The organism is Micromonospora sp. NPDC047793, assembly GCF_040642635.1.
GTDB lineage: Bacteria > Actinomycetota > Actinomycetes > Mycobacteriales > Micromonosporaceae > Micromonospora.
Genome location: NZ_JBEYSG010000021.1, coordinates 77,738 through 96,925 on the forward strand (window position 1 = coordinate 77,738; position 19,188 = coordinate 96,925).

General features: G+C 72.0%; 6 protein-coding genes. 5 read left to right on the forward strand and 1 reads right to left on the reverse strand.

The genetic code is table 11. The annotated features are described in order from the left end of the window. Positions 1 to 41 precede the first annotated feature (41 nt). The 4 genes from ABZ738_RS28840 to ABZ738_RS28855 are packed head-to-tail and all read left to right on the forward strand — an operon-like array spanning position 42 to position 17,540. Positions 42 to 15,383 carry a toxin glutamine deamidase domain-containing protein gene (locus ABZ738_RS28840; RefSeq protein WP_357218323.1) on the forward strand — a complete coding sequence of 5,114 codons (15,342 nt, stop codon included), beginning with the start codon at positions 42 to 44 and terminating at the stop codon, positions 15,381 to 15,383. A 32-nt stretch (positions 15,384 to 15,415) separates the two neighbouring features. Further along, positions 15,416 to 16,258, forward strand: coding sequence for a DUF6406 domain-containing protein (locus ABZ738_RS28845; RefSeq protein WP_357218326.1), 843 nt, complete (start codon positions 15,416 to 15,418; stop codon positions 16,256 to 16,258). Further along, positions 16,255 to 16,890, forward strand: coding sequence for a hypothetical protein (locus tag ABZ738_RS28850; protein ID WP_254877005.1), 636 nt, complete (start codon positions 16,255 to 16,257; stop codon positions 16,888 to 16,890). Before ABZ738_RS28845 ends, ABZ738_RS28850 begins: the two co-directional genes overlap by 4 nt. A gap of 20 nt (positions 16,891 to 16,910) precedes the next feature. Then, on the forward strand, positions 16,911 to 17,540 hold the full coding sequence (locus ABZ738_RS28855; RefSeq protein ID WP_131054391.1) for a hypothetical protein: 630 nt from the start codon (positions 16,911 to 16,913) through the stop codon (positions 17,538 to 17,540). A gap of 25 nt (positions 17,541 to 17,565) precedes the next feature. Here ABZ738_RS28855 and ABZ738_RS28860 read toward each other — a convergent pair whose 3' ends face one another. Beyond that, positions 17,566 to 18,105, reverse strand: a complete 540-nt coding sequence (locus ABZ738_RS28860; protein ID WP_131054390.1) for a hypothetical protein — start codon at positions 18,103 to 18,105, stop codon at positions 17,566 to 17,568. 66 nt (positions 18,106 to 18,171) lie between these two features. On the opposite strand from ABZ738_RS28860, the gene ABZ738_RS28865 reads away from it, so the two are divergent. After that, positions 18,172 to 18,423 (forward strand): SCO4848 family membrane protein, encoded by a 252-nt coding sequence (locus tag ABZ738_RS28865; RefSeq protein WP_176095502.1) that lies wholly within the window; start codon positions 18,172 to 18,174, stop codon positions 18,421 to 18,423. Positions 18,424 to 19,188: the final 765 nt, after the last annotated feature.

Consider the following 19,188-nt stretch of genomic DNA (forward strand, 5'->3'; position numbering starts at 1 on the left):
CGACCGTACGTCGTTCGACATCGGACGGAAGGGCACGCGGGGTGGCGGTACCCAATCCCAGGAACTCGCTGGGCGAGTACGCGTGGGTCTGGGACGCCATCTGCTGGGTGAGCGCGGGCGAGGCGTGGCCCAGCGGCGACGAAGACAAGATGCGGGAGCTCGCCGACGCCTGGCAGGTGATGGCGGACGCGATCAGCGAGGCGTTGGGCGAGGCCGACCCGGCGGTCATGAAGATCCTGCAGGCATGGGGCGGCGGTGCCGGCGAGGCGTTCGGCGGGCTCTGGAACCAGATCGCCGTCGACCCGAACACCGGCCTGCCGCTCATGCAGGAGGTCGCCGCGGCGTACGCCGCCGGCTGCGACCAGGCCGCTCTGGAGATCGAGTACGCCAAGCTGACCGTGCTGATCGCGGTCTTCATCACCGTCATCGCGGTCTTCGTCGCCCTGCTGATGGCCTGGCTGGGCGGTGTGTCGGCCGGAGCGATCCCGGGCATCCTGGCGGCCGGTCGGCAGGCCGTGACGGTCGCCTTCCGCCGGTTGATCGCCCAGATGGGCCGGCAACTGCTCACCCGTGCCGGCATGCAGACGGCCCTGCGCGCCGCCGGCACCAGGCTCGGGCAGATCGTCAGCAGCCAGGGTTTTCGCCAGGGGATGACCCGGCTCGGCCTGGAACTGGTCGAGGAGATCGGCGAAGAGCTGATCATCGACGTGGGTGCCCAGGCGTACCAGATGCACACCGGCGAGCGGCGGCAGTGGGACGGTAACCGGACCCTGACCGCCGGGGTGGGCGGCGCGATCGGCGGCGTGCTCGGCACCGGCATGCATTTCGCCGGCCGGCGGGTGGCACCGCACATGCCCTTCTCGTTCCGCCCCTCGCAGCTCTCCTTCCCCGGCAGCGGAATGGTCCGCTGGGGCACCACGAGTCTCGCCTCCGGCATGCAGAACGCCGTCGTCTCCCCTGCGGCCAGCGTGCTCGCCAACGGCACGGTCAACGGACAGTGGGCGATGCCGGGCGCGGACGCGTTCCTCGGCGGATTCACCAGCGGCGCCGGCCGCACCGGGTTGACCATGATCGGTAGCAGCATGGGCAACGTGGGTGCGAACGTCACCAACTGGGGCCTCGGCAGGACCGGCGACTTCAACCCCGGCGCCGGTCTCCCGGCGGGCGGAATCGACCCGGCTCTGAACGTCGGCACCGCCGACGGCCTCGGCACCGTCGGAGGTGTCAACGGTGGTGCGACCGGTACCGGCAGCACCGACGGGGCAGGGTCCGGTGCAGTCGTAGCCGGTGGCGTCAATGGCCCGAATGTCGACCCGAGCAGCGGAAACACCGATCTGGGCGTGACACAGAACGGCGCCGTCACGGTGCCGGACAGTGGGTCGGGTTCGATCAGCCTCGCGCCACCGACATCCGACGCGGGCGTCGCGGCACCGACCGAGGGCTCCTCGACTGCCGACGCGGGTACGTCCGACGGTGCGTCGCTCGCCGAGGGCGCGAACGGGCCTCCGGTTGCCGTCCCCGCTGACGGAGGGATCACGGCGCCCGCCGACCCGTCGACCGGCGGCACCCATGCGACCAGCGCTCCGACCGACGCCGGACAGCCGATCGCGCCGGCAACCCAGGACTCGGCAGGCCCCGACTCGGCAAGCAACGATCGTCCCGCAAGTGGTTCGACGGAACACACTGCCGGTGGGCAGGTGTCAGGTCCACGGGTGGAGGGCGCCGTCACCACGACCGGTGACGGCGCGACCGGGTCCACCGCCACCCGGACCGATTCGCCCACCACCGACACCGTCGGCATCAGCCCGATCGACAACGTGGCTGATTCCCATACTTCGGAGACCTCTCCAGCGGCGGATCCCAACACGCCACCTGTAGCCCCGGTTGTCGGCCCGCCACCCGGCACGGCGGCTCCGGCGACACCCACCCCAACGCACCCGACCTCGACGGCCGGATCGCTGACGACAACCACTTCACCGACGGCGAACGTCGCCAATGCGCCGACGCCGACCACCGGTACGCCGACTGCTGGTGCGAACGCCCCGGCCACGCCGGGGGCCCAGAACACCAGCAGCACCGCCCCGCAACCGGCGTCGGGCCGTACGACGCCGGGCGGCCCGCTCGTCAACACTGCGACGGCGAACTCAGCCGGGTCGGTGTCGCTGACGCCGCCCACCGGGCCGCCATCGACCGTTCCGGCCCAAACCGGCCCCACCAACCAGCCCGGGACCACCACCCAGCAGGGCGCGACCAGCCAGCAGAGTGTCTCATCGCCGACGGGTACTCCATCCGCGCCGGGCAACGTGCCGGCCGCCAGCCGGACGGAGGGTCGCACCTCACCCGTGGACCCGCTGACGGTGCCGGCCCAGACCATGGGCATCGATCCGACCGTCGCCTCCCCTGACACCAAGCCTCCCGTCATCCCGGTCGGCGAGACCGATTCGATCAGGGGACGCGCGGATTCCTCCCCGCAGGCCGCTGTGGACGTCCCCGTCGTCGTCCCGGTGCCGGGCAGTTCGGGAACGCTGACCAGCGACCCCACCGGACCGCGTGCTGCCAGCGGCCCTGTCGATCCCCAGACTCTGAGGCGATCAGAAGGGCCGACGGGCCGCGGCACGCATAGTTGGCAGACCGACCCGACGTCGGTGGACGGTGATCCCACTGGCCCTGCTGCGGAACGGTCTCTGATTGAGGCGTCGCGGACGCTGGCCGAGACCGTTCGCGCAGCGGTCAAGGCAGCCACGGTCTCGAAGAGCAAGCAGCCCGGTATGGCAGGGGCGTTGCTCATGCCCAATGGCGAGATCACCGCGCATACCAGCATGGCCGCGAACAAGGGCACGACACCGGCCACCGAGCCGCGCGTGCACCGGCTTGCGCAGGCCGCCCTGAACCGGACGGCGGCTGCCCTGGCCGACGGCACCGGCAGCGGACATGGCAAGTGTGCGGAGGTGGCTCTGGTCTCTGACCAGCTCTACCAACTCGAGCAGCAATGGGAGGCGGAAGGCAGGCCCGGCGAGTTCGATCAGTGGGCCCTGGATGCACTCCGAGGTTCCAAGATAGTCACTCATCAGGTCAAACCGGCATTTTCTGATGGCGTCACCTACGAGCTAGGACATTACCGGCCGCCTTGTCGGTCGTGCGCACACTTCCTGCCGCAGTTCGGGGTGGAGCCGATCACGGACCCGGACCGCGATGTCAACGCCTACCAGCCGACTGTGCCCGGCGTGGTGGGTAACGGGCCGCCGCTGAGCGACAATCGTCCCTACGGCCGGCCTGACGGTCTGGTCCCCCCCGACCAGGCCGATCAGCAGTTGCTCGAGGCGGCCGTGCCGCGTGATACGAACACAGGGCGACCCGAAGTCCACCCGGATCCGCGTGGTCCGTGGGCCGGGCTGGTCAACGACGGTGGACCCACCGTCACAGGCAGGGACAACAACTGCGCGGACGTCGGGCTCTCGGTTCTGTCGACCTGGTTCGGGCGGCCGGAGGTGGCCGCGTCGACGGTGCCGTCAGCGCAGGTCGAGGCGGGCAGTACCCTGCGCCAGGAGCAGGCGCTCCGGTCCAGCTTCGCTCACCAGGGCGCCGGCACCAATGCCCTCGACACGATTGCCGACGCGCTTCGCGCGGCAGGTCCGGGCTCGGCGGTGCTGATCGTCACCACCTGGTCCGACCAGCCCGGCGCGCACACCTGGAACGCCGTCAACCATGACGGCACGATCGTCTGGCTCGATGGGCAGAACCAGCTGATCTCCGACACCGACCCGTTGCACGCCGGACGGGTGGGTGACGTCTGGGCCATCGTTCTCGACGCCGAAGGTGACCCGATTCGGCCGGTGGAGACACAGGGCACGACGAACCCGGTCCTGCCGCCGGATTCGACCGCGTCCGACGTGGGGCCGAGGATCGAGCCGAACACCGCTCCGTCGTCGGTCGTCGACCCGAGATTCACCGATCCGAACGCCGCGATCTGGCCCGACATGCAGGGCTGGCCGATGCCGGACACCCGGCAGTACGGGCCGGAGCAGTTGGCGCCGTTGGAGGATCCGCGCTACCAGGACGACGTGGCGGACAGCCTGTGGACCCCCGAGGGGTACGCGGTCTTCGCCGACCCGTCCACGCACCCGTACGGGCGGTTGATCAACGACGGTGGGCCGGACCAGCCGGGGCGCAGCAACAACTGCGTCGACTCCACGCTGGCCGCGCTGGCCAGCTTCTACGGTGATCCGCAGGTGTCCCATCCGCGCTGGCCGGATCGGCTCGACGACGGCTCCATCGAGACCGAGTTGGGGGAGTTGGCCGGTGTCGACCGGATCGCGAACTGGATCGGCGGCGACTGGGTCGGCGACAGTGCCAACGAGGCGATGCCGGGTACGCCCGTCGAACGGGCCGAGGCCGTGGCCGACCGGTACGCGCAGCTCTACCAGAGTGTCCTCGGCGGGGGGCCGGGCACGGCCGCCGTCGTGGTGGTGGACTGGGTGCAGTTCGACGGGAACGCCGCTCCGCTGCTCGACGCCGACGGTCACACCCAGCCGGCCGCCCAGCACGCGTTCCTGCTGGTGTATCCGGAGGGTGCGGACGGGCCGGTGTGGTGGGACCCGCTGTACGCCAGCACCACCACCGACCCGCTCCCCGGGGACTATGTTGGACTGACGCAGAACCTGTGGTCGATGGAGGTACACCCCGGCTATGCCGATGAGCAGGGAGGAAGCCCAGCAGCTGATGACCCGGCTGCTCGGGACGGACAACCCGGTGGCGGTCTTCCCGTTCGAGTTCGGCTGGGCAGCCCAGGAGACGCTCTCCCCGCAGCAGCGGGCACAGGGCCGGCAGATGGGCCAGGGGGTCTTCATCATCGACCGGACGGGAGTGGTGACCGCGCATCCCAGCCTGCCTCCACCGTTGGTCATGAAGCGGTACACGACGGCCCGCCGGGAGGGCCGGATCACCGGCCGGCAGGTCTGGCCGACACCGGACCCGACGGACTGAGCGACCCCGGCGTACCGACGCCGGACCAGACCGACTCTGCGCCGACCGACACCGATCACCGGTTGTCGGAGACACGGCGGATCGGCCCGGGTGAGTTGGCGCCGCTGGAACACCCCGGCTATCAGTCGGACGTCGAGCAGAGCCTGCGGACGCCCGAGGGCTACGCGCTCTTCGCCGACCCGTCGACACATGCCTACGGCAGGTTGGTCAACGATGGTGGGCCGGATCAGCCGGGCCGGGCCAACAACTGCCTCGACTCGTCGCTGGCTGCCCTGTCCAGCTTCTACGGTGACCCGCAGGTCTCCCTCCCTCGCTGGCCCGACGTCCGTCCGGACGGGTCGATCGAGACGCTGGCCGGGGAGGCGAGCGGTCTCGACCGGGCCGAGGCGTGGCTCGGCGTCGACTGGTCCGGCGGTTCGGCGGACCTGCCCACCACGCCGACCGAGAACGCGGCGGCGGTCGCCGAGCAGTACGCGCGGCTGCATCAGTGGGTCGCGGCGGCGGGTCCGGGCACGGCGGCCCTTGTCGTGGTCGAATGGCGCAGGACGGATCCGAACACCGGGGACATCGTGCTCGACGGCGGGCACGTGCAGGCCGGGGATTCGCACTCCCTGGTCGTGGTGCATCCGGAGGGTGCCGACGGACCGGTCTGGTGGGATCCACAACGGGGGATGACGTGGCCGCAGCCCCCAGCGGCGTACATGGCACAGACGTACGCGCTGTGGTCGATGGTGCCGTCGGTGGAAGGGGGTCCGGGTGACACAGGACGAGGCGCGGGCACTGATCACACGCCTGCTGGGCACGCCGAACGAGATCGAGATGCATCCGTTCGAGTTCGGGTGGCTGGCGAAGGAGCAACTGTCGCCACCGGAACGGGCCCAGGGCCGGCACCTGGGCCACGGGAGCTACATAGTCGACCGGACGGGAGTGGTCACGGCACAGATGAGTCTGCCGGTGCCACTGTTGATCATGGAGTACACCCAGGCCCGCCGGGAGGGCCGGATCACCGGCCGCCAGGTCTGGCCGACGGAGGACCCGACGGCCTGACCGACGTCGGTCCCGCGCCGTCGCTGCCGGAGAGCCGGCGGTACGGGCCAGGTGAGCTGGCCCCCCTGGAGGATCCGCGGTACCAGGACGACCTGGCCGCGAGTCTGGCCACGCCGCAGGGCTACGCGGTCTTCGCGGACCCGTCCATCCACCCGTACGGCCAGTTGGTCAACGATGGTGGGCCGGACCAGCCGGGCCGGGCCAACAACTGCCTCGACGCGTCGCTGGCGGCCCTGGCCAGTTTCCACGGCGACCCACAGGTGTCGGTGCCACGGTGGGCGGACCGGACCGACGACGGCGCGATCGACCTGGTCTCCGGTGAGCGGGGCGGCCTGGAACGCGCCGAGGCGTGGATCGGCGGGGAGTGGATCGGCGGGCCGGACAACCTGCCCACCGACCTGTCGGCCCGCACCGACGCGGTCGCCGACCAGTACGCCGACCTCTACCGGCGGGTGGCGGAGGCCGGTCCCGGCGCGTCGGCGCTGGTGGTGGCCGACTGGCTGTACGTCGACGCGGCCGGGCAGCCGATCCTGGACGCCCACGGCCAACCGGAGATCGACGGTGCCCACGCGTTCGTGATCGTCTTCCCGGTCGATGCCGACGCGCCGGTGTGGTGGGATCCGCAGAGCGGGACGACGTCGGCGGACATGCCGGCCGCGGACATCCGGGAAACCCATGCCCTCTGGGCGATGATGATGCCTGACGGAGAGGGGCGAGTTGACCGAGGACGAGGCGCTGACACTGATCAGCAGTTTGCTGGCGACCCGGAATCCGATCGTGCTCCGGGAGTTCGAGTACGGCTGGCTGGCCCGGGAGAGGCTCTCGGAGCAGGAGCGGGCCTCGGGGACGCACGTGGGCCAGGGGAGCTACATCATCGACCGCTCGGGAGTGATCACCGTGCACCCCAGCCTGCCGCCCCGGCGGGTCATGCAGGAGTACGCCCAGGCGCGACGCGAGGGGCGGACCAGGGGCCGGCAGGTGTGGCCCGAGGTGGAACCGACAACCTGACCGGACCGGCCGACCGGACCGACGTCGTCGAAACCCGGACGAACGGCGACCGGGCCGGCACGGTGATCACCGCGAGTGCCCTGCCCGGCACCGACTTCCACGGCCAGGGTCGTGCGGAACCCGACCCGGACGCCGTCCTGGACCGGGCTCGTGCGGTGGCCGGGCAGGTGGCCACCCACGCCGAGGTCTCCGAGGTGCTCGCCCGCCCGGACGGCACCTACCAGGTGACCCGGGCCGACGGCAGCACGTTCACGCTCCGTCTGACCAGTGGGCCGGTCGCGGACGGCGCGGTGGCGACCAGCCGGTTCGGCAGCGACGGCGTCGCCGTGGTGACGCTCTCCGACCGAGCCGCCGACCGGGTGGTCGAGCGGGGACTGGCCCACGAGGTGGCCGAGTTGTCGGCGCTCGGGCGGCCGGTGGATCCGGCAGCACCCACGGTCGCCCCGCTCTCCCCCGCCGACCTCGCCGAGCTGCGGACCGCCGCGCACCAGGTCGCCGTCGCCGACCGCTGGTCGCTGGGTGCCGCCCGCCGCGAACTGGCCGCCGTGGTCGACCGCCTGGGCCTGCGGGACGGCATGCTCGGCGCGGAGCAGCGCCTGAGCGGGGTACCGGCCGCGACGCGGACCGCCCTGACCGAGGTGTACCCGGACTGGTACACCGACCGCCGGGGCCGGGCGCTGGACCGCCTGCCCGCCGCGCCGACCAGCGACCCGCGTCCGACCGGACTGCCCCGGCTGCGTACCTATGTGATCACCCACATCGCCACCAACTCGATGCTCACCGCGTTGGCGGTGAAGCTGACCGTGGACGCCGGTCGGCCCGAGTTGGCGTTGATGCTCGGCGTCGGTGGGGTGATCGGCGCGGTCGCCACCGGTCCGGCGAAGTGGCTGGCGAAGCGGGCCGGTCTGGCCGCCGAGGACCGTCGGGCCCGGCACGACGCACGTCAGGAGGCCCGCTCCGCCGTCGACTCCGATGTCACCACGGGCCGCGAGGTCGCCGCCCGGGCCGACGACGTGGGGCCGCCGACCCGGGAGGCGGACTCGGCGACGGGCCGACTGGAGAGCCGGGTCGAGGCGCTCGGACAGCGGCTCGACGCCGGGGAACGACGTCGTCGCCTGATCGGCCGGCCGCGACGCTTCGCCCCGCCGGATCCCGGCCCGCCGGCGAGCGGCCCGCCGACGACCAACCGGTCCGACCCGTCCGCGACGGCGGCTTCCACCGAGCCGGTCGGCCTCACCCCGCACGAGCAGGGGCGGCTGGCCGAGTTGCGGGCTCTCGCGGCACAGCGCGACGCCGCCTCCACCTTCGCCCGTCCCCGGGTGACCCGCGAGATCCGGGCACTGCTCGACGCACTCGGTCTGCGACAGAACACTCCCGGTGTCGAGCAGCGCCGGGAACTGTTGCCGGAGGACCTCCGGTCGATGGCGGACCGCTTCGGCGGTTCCCGTACGGCGATGGTGCGGCACCGCCTGGCGGCGGCCGTCGACGGGCGACCGGCCGAAGGGAACCGGCCCGGCAAGGTGGCGCCCTGGTGGATGGGCACTGCGGAGAACGCGCCCAGCGTGCTCGCCGCCGGCAGCATCGCCGTCGTCGGTGACCTGGTCGGTCAGCTCCGACTCGGCTGGTTCGCGATCACCGCCGGTCTGACCGCGATGGCCAGTGGGTCCGTGGTCGACCCGATCATGGCCCGTCGGGAGGCGGCGGCCAAGGACGCCCGCGACACCTGGGACACGGACCACCCGGCGATGCCGGCGGACGCGCAGCTCACCCAGATCAACGAGGCCGTGACCGGCCCGGTGGACCTGGTGACGGACCGGGTCGCCGACGTCGTCCGGCGCACCGCCGATCTGGAGCAGCGGGTGGTCGACCTGGACCGGCGGCTGGCCGAGTCGCACCGCCGTAACAGCGCCGCCGGGGCGTTCCGGCGGCTGCTCTTCGGCGACCCGGCCTGGGCGGGGCTCGCCGCCCCCGACGCCACGTCCCCGACCCGCCCCGGCGACCCGACGGGTGGTGGGACGACCACCGCCGATCCGTCCACCGGCACCCGTGACCCAGGGGACGCGGCGGCGCTCAGACAGCTCGCCGACCTGGCGGCCCGGCACGACGCCGCGCGCGGTCCGGTCCGGATCCGGCACGCCCGTCACCTGCGGGCGTTGCTGAACCAGCTCGGCCTGCGCGACGGCACCCCGGGGGCCGCACAGCGGCGCGAGCACCTGCCGGCCGAGCTGCGACCGGTCGCCGAGCGCCACGGCCGTCGGCTGCTGGCGGACCGGATGGCGCGGATCTTCGTCGGCCGGCCCGCCGACGCCACGGACAGTGACGCGCGGCCGAGCAACGTGCCGAACGCCGGTGTGTACGCGGTGGAACAGACCCCCGGGCCGCTGGTGCAGGCTGCCACCACCGTCGGCCTGGCCGGCGTGATCCAGGTCGCCGCCGGGGCGGGGCCGCTGAACATGGCGGCCGGCGGCGTGCTCGGCTCGGTACGCGACCTGGCGCTGAAACGGATGGAGACCAGCGTCAAGGACGCCCGCCGCAAGTGGGACCTGGACCATCCGAACCCGGCGGCGGACTCGGCGGCACGCGTGGACCGGCTCGCCGTACCCACCGAGGTCGTCGTGACCGACGCGGCCCGCCGCCTCCGGGTGGCGGTGGCGAACCTCGGCCGGGTCACCTCGGCGGTCGACCGGTTGGCGGGGCGTGGCGCGGAGACCGGCCCGCCGGCACCGACCCCGTCGACCTCCCGCGACGGCGACACCACCACGACGGAGGGTCCGGACGTCCTGCGCCGGGCCGACTCGTGGGAACTGCAGGTCGCCGAGAGCCATGTCCGCACCGCCGACCCGATGTCCCTCAAGCCCGCCCTGCGCGAGCTGTACGCGGTCATCGACCGGCTCGGGCTGCGCGAGGGCATGTTCGGCCGGGCGGACCGGGTGGCCCAGTTGTCGCCCGAGGCACGTCAGGTGGTCGTCGACTACGGCGGCGACCGGGCCAGTCGGTCGGTCCGGCTCCGGACGCTGCGCGGAAGACAGAGGTACATCGACGTCGGCCGTCCGCCGGGCGTGCCCAGCCTGCGGACGTACCTGCGCGCCAGCTTCGCCACGACCGGCCTGGCCGGCGCGGGGGGCACCGCGATCGCGCTCGCCCTGTCGAGTCCGCTCGCCCCGATCATCCCGGTCGCCGCGCTCGCCGCCGTCCCGGTGATCGGCGCCGCGAAGTGGTACGCGAAACGGGCCAGCCTGGCGGCCGACGACGTACGGACCCGGTTCGACGCCCGTAGCGACGCCCGGGCGGCAGCCGACAAGGTGGACCAGGTCGTCGACCGGTTGCAGGAGCCGGTCCGGGAGCTCGGACAGGCGACGGCCGACCTGGAGGCCCGGCTCGACGCGGCCGAGTCGGCGGCCGATCGGCTCACCGAGCGCCTGGCCGGGGCACAGCAGCGCAACGGCGTACTCGGGCGTCTCTTCGGCGCCTTCCCGCGCTCCGCGGACCCGACCGCCGTCGACCCGAACTCGTCGGACCCGGCCGCTGGCGACCCCGCCGCGCCGGACCCGGCCGCCGGTCGGCCGGACGGAGGGACCGACCCGGACTCGGGGCGGATCACCGCGGCTGCCGTGCCGGACTCCGGGTTCCACGGCCTGGGCCGTCCGGCCGCCGACCCGGCGGCCGTACTCGAACTGGCACGGGCCGCCCTGCCGCAGATCGCGCCGTACGCCCAGGTGGACGCCGTGGTGCAGGTCGGTCCGGACCTGTTCGAGATCCGTGTGGCCGGGCAGTACCCGCTGACGGTGCGCCTCACCACCGGCCCGTTGACCGACGGCGTGGTGGCCCAGTCGACCCGCGACCCCGACGGGACGTTCACCGTCACCGTCTCCGACCGGGCCGTCGACCAGGTCGTGGCGCGGGCGCTCGCGCACGAGGTGGCCGAGTTGTCGGCCCTGCACGAGTCGGGGCAGGCACTCGTCGGGCCGCTGGACCCGGGCAACGTGGACGGCCGGATCGACCCGGCCGGGCTCACCGCCCACGACCGGGGCCGGATGGCGGAGATCCGCCTGCTCGCCGCCGCGTACGCCGACGCCGACCCGGCCGGTCGGCTCGCGCTGCGTACCGAGATCGACGCCCTCGCCGACCACCTCGGCCTGCGGGTGGGCGACCCGGAGGTCCGGGGCAGGTGGGCACTGCTCCCTGGTGACGTGATGGCCCACCTGGTGCAGCTCAGTGTGCCCGCCCTCACTCCGGCCGCAGTGTCGGAGGTACTGGCGGGCACACCGGACCCCAGCGAGGTCGAGCGGGTGCGGCTGATCGACTACCGGGCCCGGCTGGCGCCGGACTTCCAGGTGCCGCAACAGGCCGATCTGGCCAACCGGCTGCGGGAACTGGCCATCGAGGCCGAGCAGGCGCAGACCGGGATTCCCCGGATGCCGTCCTTCGCGGGAAGTATCGTCGGCCTGCCCCCGGCACAGCTCGACCGGATCCGGGCCGTCGCCCCCGACCTTGCCGACCGACTCGGCCGTGACGGCATCTACGTCGACGTGACCGGCCGATACGACCTGCGCCCGTACATGGTGGACGGGGTTCCGGCGATCGATCTCGGCGCCGCCCGACCGGTCTTCGACCTGACCACCGAATCCGGTCGACGGGCCCAACTGCACGAGGACCGGCAACGCGCTCACGCCGCCCTGCGGGGGCTGCGCGGCGATCAGGCCGCCACCCTCCTCGCCGACCACGAGTTCCACTACCAGGGCACGGCCCGCTGGATGGGGTTGGTGCCCGACGTCCTGACCGAGACGCTGCGCGGCATCACCCCCACGCCGCCGGACACCGCCGCCGCTGCGGAGACCGCCCCGACCGAGGGACCGGCCGGCGAGATCGAGGTGACCGCCGACCGGGTGACGCTGCCGGCGGAGAAGGCGGCCGGCAGCGGACCGGTCTACGGGGTGGCGTTCGACGCCCGGACCGGCCAGCCGGCACCGCTGTTCGACGGCCCGCCGAAGCGGACGGACGTGCAGCAGGGCGCGCTCGGTGACTGCGGCATGATCGCCGTGATCGGCTCGGTCGCCGGTCACCTGCCGGACACCGTCGCCCGGATGTTCCACCCCAACCCGGACGGCTCGGTGGACGTGCTGCTGCACGAGACCGACGGGCCGGGCAGCGCGGTCACCCCCACCGGACGCCTGCTCCGGGTCACCGTGTTCCCGCATGTGCCCGTGCACGCCGCCTCGAAGGGACGCAGCGCCTACGCCGACCAGTCGATGGTCGGTACGTCCTGGGCGTCACTGCTGGAGAAGGCGATCGCGGCGGTCGACCGCACCTGGACCCCGCAACGCCACGACCAGTGGCAGCGGCAGTGGAGCGCCCGACCCGACGTCGACGCCGCCCAGGCCGCCCCGCTCGGCTACGCCCGGCTGGGCAGCGGCAGCAGCCGCTATGTGCAGGCGGAACTGCTCAGCCAGATCACCGGCCTACCGACCAGGGTCGACCAGCTCGACCCGACACCCGGACGGGAGGCCGACGCCGAGGCCCGACTGGCGGCCCTGCTCGACGCCGGCAGCCCGGTGATCACCGGTACGCACCCCGCCGCGCGCTACGAGTCGTACGAGCACGGCAGGCCGCCTCACGGGCTCTACGCCGGGCACGCCTACGAGGTCGTGTCGGTGACCGACGGCGAGGTGCGGCTGCGCAACCCGTGGAACGACAGCCACCCCGCGCCGATGCCGATCCGCGACTTCCTCGACCTGATGAGGCCCACGTACGCGCACGTCGAACTGGCCCGCAGCACGGTCGCCGCGCTGCCGGACTCGCAGTTCCACGGTCACGGCCGACCGACCGCCGATTCCACGGCGGTGCGGGACCGGGCCCGGCTGGTGCTGCCCACCCTCGCCGAATCGATCGGCGCGACCGAGGTCGTCGCCGTCGGCCCGGACGCCTTCGAGGTGCGGACCGACGGCCTGGACCCGTTGCGCGTCCGGGTCGTCGCCGACGCGCTGCCCACCGGCACGGTGGCGCAGACGACCCGCAACCTGGACGGCACCTTCACCCTCGCCGTCTCCGACCGGGCGGCCGACAGCGCGGTCGACCGCGCGCTGGCACACGAGACCGCCGAACTGCTGGCCCGGCACGAGACCGGCGTGGCCCAGGTCGGCCTCTTCGACCAGGACACCGTCGACGGACCGATCGACCCGGCCGGCCTCACCGTCGCCGACCGGGGACGGCTGGCCGAGCTGCGTCTGATGGCCACCTGGTACGCGCAGGCCGACCCGGCCGCCCGGCTGGCCCTGCGCGCCGAGATCGACACGCTGGTCGACCACCTGGGCCTGCGCTCGGGTACGCCGGACGCACGGGAACGTCTGGCGGTCGTGCCCGCTGACGTCTGGTACCACGTGATGACGCTCAGCCTGCCGGCGATGACACCGGAGACGGTGAACGACGTCCTGGCGTACCGACCCGACCCGACGCTCGTCGAGCGGTACCGCGCGATCGACTACCGAGACCATCTGGCCCCGGACTTCCGACCGCCGCCGGAGGCTGCCGAGCTGACCGCGAAGCTGCGCGAGTTGGCCGTGCACGGGGAGCAGCGCCAGTCCTCGATGCCCCGAATGCCCGCCCTGGCCGGGCAGCTCATCGGCCTGCCGCCGAACCTGTTGAACCAGATCCGTCAGGTCGATCCACGGTTGGCCGACCGGGTAGCCGCCGAAGGCGTCTACGTCGACCTGACCGGCCGCTTCGACCTGCGCCCGTACACCCTCGACGGCGCACCGGAGTTCACCCTCACCGCGTCGGCGCCCGCGTACGACCTGAACACCCCGGCCGGTCGCCAGGCCCTGCTCGCCGAGGACCGGATCCGCATCGACGCCGCCTTCCGGGCCGCCTACGGCACGAATCGCGCCGCCATGGCCGTACTCACCACCCACGCGTTCCACTACCAGACCGACGCGCGGCGGATGGCGCTGGTGCCGAACGCGTTGACCGAGGCGCTGCGGTCGATGATGCCGCCCGAGACCGAGGTCGATATCGAGTCCACTCCGACGGTGACCACCGGCGAGGTCACCGCGACCGCCGACCGAGTCACCCTGCCCGACCCTGTTCCCCGACGCGCCGTCGAGTACGGGCGCCCGATGGATACCCGGACCGGGCGACCGGCACCGGTCTTCGACGGTCCACCCCGCCGTGACCAGGTACGACAGGGCATGCTCGGTGACTGCGGAGTACTGGCCACCATCGCTGCGGTCGCCGGTCACCGACCAGACGTGCTGGCGCAGCTCTTCCAGACGAATGCGGACGGCACCGTCGATGTGCTGCTGCACGAGAGCACCCTGCTCGGTGAGACGATGGCGCCCACGGGTCGTCGACTGCGCATCACGGTGACCCCCGACGTACCTCTGCGATCCGTGGCAGCCGGATCGGCGGCCTACGCCGACCAGTCGGTCAACGGCGCAGCCTGGGCCTCCCTGCTCGAGAAGGCCCTGGCGGCAGTCGACCGGACCTGGAGTGTGGAGCAGCGCCAACAGTGGCAGTCGAGTTGGCTGGCCTGGCACAGCCCGGACGATCCGCACCAGGCGGCGCCGACGGGCTACGCGCGGCTGAACATCGGCAGCACCCCCGACATGCAGGCGCAACTGTTGACCCAGCTCACGGGTGCTCCCAGTCGCGCATCGACGTTCGACGTCCGGCCGGGACAGGAGGCTGCGGTCGCGGCGCGACTCGGCGAGCTGCTGGCCGCCGGCAGTCCGATCATCACCGGCACGCTGCCGAAACGGGACTACCCGGCGGAGATTCGTCATCAACTCCCGTTCGGCCTGGTGCCCGGCCACGCGTACGAAGTGGTCGCGGTCGCTGATGGCCGCGTGTCGTTGCGAAACCCGTGGAACTTCGATCATCCGGCGGAGATGCCGATCCTGGACTTCCTGCACCTGATGAGCACGTCCTATGCCCACTTGGACGTCGCGCCCGCAGTCGCGCCCAGGCCAGCCGCAACAGTGCCCGGCCCGCTCGAGACCGATGCCGCCGCGGCGCGGCTGGATACGCCGAGTCCGGCACCGAAGGTGCCCGCTCAGAGCGAGCCGGAACGCTCGCACCGTCATTCGCTCGGTCGCACGTTTCTCGACGAGCACCCGACGACGGTCGGCTACTTCGCCCTGCTCGGTGCCGACGGTACGGTGAATGGTCTGCTCGTGGTCGTCTCCTCCGAGCATGGGCAGCGCACGGCCCACTGGAGCGCCGACGGTGGGCAACCAGGCGTCGGAGGATCGATGCCCGTCAGTCGGGAGGCGGCCGAACAGATCGCGCAGGACGTGCTCGGGTTCAGGCTCCCTGAGGAGTCCGTGCTGCACGACATGGTGAACGGCTGACGATGCCGACGACAGGACAGGGAGAACGGCCGTTGCGCTCCTTCACGGAGATCACCTCCATACCGAACAACGTCCCAGTCGACATCGGGCACGCCCGACTAGCGGTGCGATGGGTCGACGCGGGGCCGCCGGTGCGCGCCGAGGTGGTGGTCATGCCGCACTGGGCCGAGGAGTCCACGCATCACGAGATGCGGCTGGGCGAGACGTTCCCGGTGGGTGACGAGACCTGGCGGTTCGCCGACCTGGACATGGCCAGCGAGGACCAGTGGGAGGTCACGGTTCGCCGGGTGGACGCGAACGAGGTGATGGATCCACCCACCGGGCGCCTGTGGAAACCCTCTCGGCTGCGACCCTACGGCCAGGTCGACGAGGCACAACTCCAATCGGTCGAGTCCGCACTAGGGCTCCGCCTGCCCGCGGATTACCGCGATTGGTTGCGCCGCAACAACGGCGCGCAGCCCGAGGTGCCGCACCACGTACCCGGAGTGCCGTTCGCCCTGACGCCGGAACGCCCGCTGTTCGGTGTGCACCCCGACTATCCGCTCTTCGATCTGGTGCAGGCCCAGCGCCGACACCGCGACCCGTGGCTGTCGCCGGCCTGGCTGGTGATCGCGAACCCCTCCGGCGGCCTGCTGGTCGTCTCGACGCAGTCGGGCGACTCGATCGTGTACTTCGTTCACGAACTGGACCTGGTCGGCCCGCCCGGTCCACCTGCTTCCGTCGCCCGGGAGAGGAAGCTACGCGGAGTGGCCAGGTCCATGGGCTATCTCCTCGGCCGGCTCACCCCCGTGGAGGTCGACCACCTCCCGCCGGTGCAGATGGTGCCGCCCAGCACCTTCACCGATCCCCGCGACCACCAGGACGGGCAGCCATGAGTACGCCGACCCCAGAGGCCCTGCTGCTGCCACTTGGGCAGTACTTCGGCACCTTCCACCCCAAGGTCGGCGCCTCGGAGCGCTACCAGCGGGTCCGGCTCGGCCCGGACGTGTGGGACCTGGACGACCCGCGTTTCGCGTTGTGGGCGCTCGCGCACAGCACGGCTGACCGGGAGGAGGAACAACTCTGGTCGCTCACCTCGGTGCGGCGGGCGGCGGGCGTACACCTTCCGGGTGTGGACGTCGAGCCGCTGCTCGACGGCCTGCTCACCGAGGGCCTGCTCGTCGAGGTGACGCCCGACGACCCGGCGGCGGTCGACTTCGCCCAGCGCCACCGGCTCGGCTCGCGGATGGTGGGGCTGGGCAACAGCGCCGACGAGCCCTGGCTGTGGTCGATCGGCTTCTTCGAACGGCCGATCGTGAAGGTCACCCGTACGATCTACAACCTCTGGGAGAGCGGGCGCTCCGGCGAGAGCCTCTGGGACGTCTGCGAGTCGCTGGCCGCCGACGAGCGCGACAGCGGAGGCACCGACACGGAGTTGACCGAGCCGGAGTTGCTGCTCACCGCGCTCCTCCGGGCACTGCACCCGCTCTTGCTGGCCAGCGTGGTCTATCTGGAGCCGCAGCCGTGACCGAGACGAGGACACCGCCGATGACCCAGCCGTTGATCCTGCCGGTCGGCCGATACACCGGCGAGTTCCATCCCGAGGCGGGCGCGCCGGTCGCCTACTACTCGTTGGGCATCGGTCGCCTCGTGGTGACGATGGAGGATCCGCAGGCGTTCGCCGTCTGGGCTGCCGCGCATCCCCCGACCGACGCGCCGACCCGGCCGTGGACCAGGAGCGCCCTGGAGGAGTCCGCCACCGCCGTCGGGGTCACCGACCCGGAGCGGATCGTCGACGGGTTCCTGGAGGACGGGCTGCTGGTCGAGGTGAGTCCCGACGATCCCGACCTGGAGGGGTTCGCCCGCGCGCACCGGGTGTTGCCGCTGATGGTGTCGCTCGGCAACAGCCCGGACGACCCGTTGAACTACGGCATCGGCCTGTTCGGCATGGAGCCGGTAGTCCGGGTGCCCACCCTCGTGCACGACGTCTGGCAGTGGAGCAGCGTCGGCGACAGCCTGTGGGAGGTCTGCGAGGTGTTCGCCGAGGCCGGCGCCCGGGTCGACTTCGTCGACGAGCGGGAGCACGATCCCCGCCACGTGTTGCGTGAGTTCCTCGCGGCGCTGCCGATGCTGCTGGCCACCAACGCCGCCTGCCTGGACGAGGCCCGCGGCCTCTGACCGCGTCGCCGCCGGCGGGTCCGACTCAGTCGAGCTGCGCCAGCATCCCGGCGTACGTGTCGCGCACTGCCCGCAGCCGCTCCCGCCGGAACCGACCGGGCTCGCGCTGGTGCAGGTGACGCCCCCGGTCGCTGGCGAAGGTCTCCGGGGGGACCGCGTCGCCGTCGGCCGGGATGAACTTGCCGACCTCGTCGAGCGCGGCGACGGCCCGGGTCAACGCTGCCCGGGCCCGCTGCCGGGAGTCGCCGTCCGCGTTCACCGACACCTGTCCGGCGTACGCGTCGGCGACGAGCAGCCATTCGCCCGGGTCGAGCAGCTCCGACGGCTCGTCGCCGCCGTAGCGGAACCCGGTGCCTGCCGCGCCGAGACCCGGGGGCAGCCGGAAGACGAACTCCCTCTCCCGCCCGCAGCCGGCGCAGGCGCCGGTGTACCGACTCGCCAGCTCGCCGTCGGCCAACGCGACGACCGCGCTCTGCCGAGGGAAGCCGACGTCCCCGCACGAGCAGGGACGCAGGTCCATGTAGAGGTGCGCCTCCGCATTGGTGCGGCTCAGCGGCGGGGTCATCGGCCTACCGTACCGATCGAGCTGTCCGGGCACCGTCCCCGCCGCCCGCTGGCATACTCGCCGACCATGGTGGTGTCGCGTGGCTGGGCCGTGTTCCTCGCCGGTGTGGGCGTCTGGACCTGGGTGATCTGGCCGAGGTTCGCGGTGGCGATCTGGAACGACGAGCGGTCCTGGTCCAGCGGCACGGTCGGTGACTGGCCGGCGACCGGCTTCCTCTGGGTGCACGCGCTGCTGATCGGTGCGTCGCTGGCGATCGGCACGACAGTGGGACTGCTCGGCGTACGCGCCTGGCGGATGTCCCGCCGGGGTACCCGCTGAGCTGGGCACCCGGGTGAATTACGGGGGTCGTGCTGCGGTCCGGTTCCCCAGGCGTCGCTGCGTGTTGACCTGGTGGAACAGGCCACTTCGGACCGGCGAAGCGTTCACGGGCACCGAAGTGTGACGGGGACCGCTTCCCCCGGATTTGACGATCAAACCTGCGGACGCGTAACTTTCTCTCTGCCGCTGCGGAACGGGCAAACGGGGCGAAAGCCACGAGGTCCGGACCAGGCGGTACCGAGTTCAGTGCGGAGTGATCCTCAGTGGACGCGGTCCGGGCGGGGCCCGACGAAGACGCCGAGGGGCGGATTTGGCGGAGCGGAAACGACCGGGTAATGTTCACGACCGGCAGGGAACCGGGCGAGCTAGCGGGAAACCGCAAGCGGCCGGCCTGCCAAATCCGACGATCGAGCGAAGCGGTCACCGCTGCGCCTGATCACGGATGCCGAACCGCCAGAAGCGTGACGTACCGGGACACACCGGTTGACACGGACCAGACGGTAAGGTAACGTAGTAAAAGTGCCCGCCGCGAGGTGGGTGCGGGTAAGGCCCCGGAGGGGTGCCTGCTGGTGTGGGTGTTCTGATGGTGTGTGGTTGTTCTTTGAGAACTCAACAGGGTGCTTGATAAGCCAGTGCCAAATTGTTTTATGATGCCCCGTGCCAACTTTCGGGTTGGTGGGGATTCCTTTGGCAACAACATTTTGTTGCTGGGGTTTGCTTTTCCAATAGGTTTTTGTTGGAGAGTTTGATCCTGGCTCAGGACGA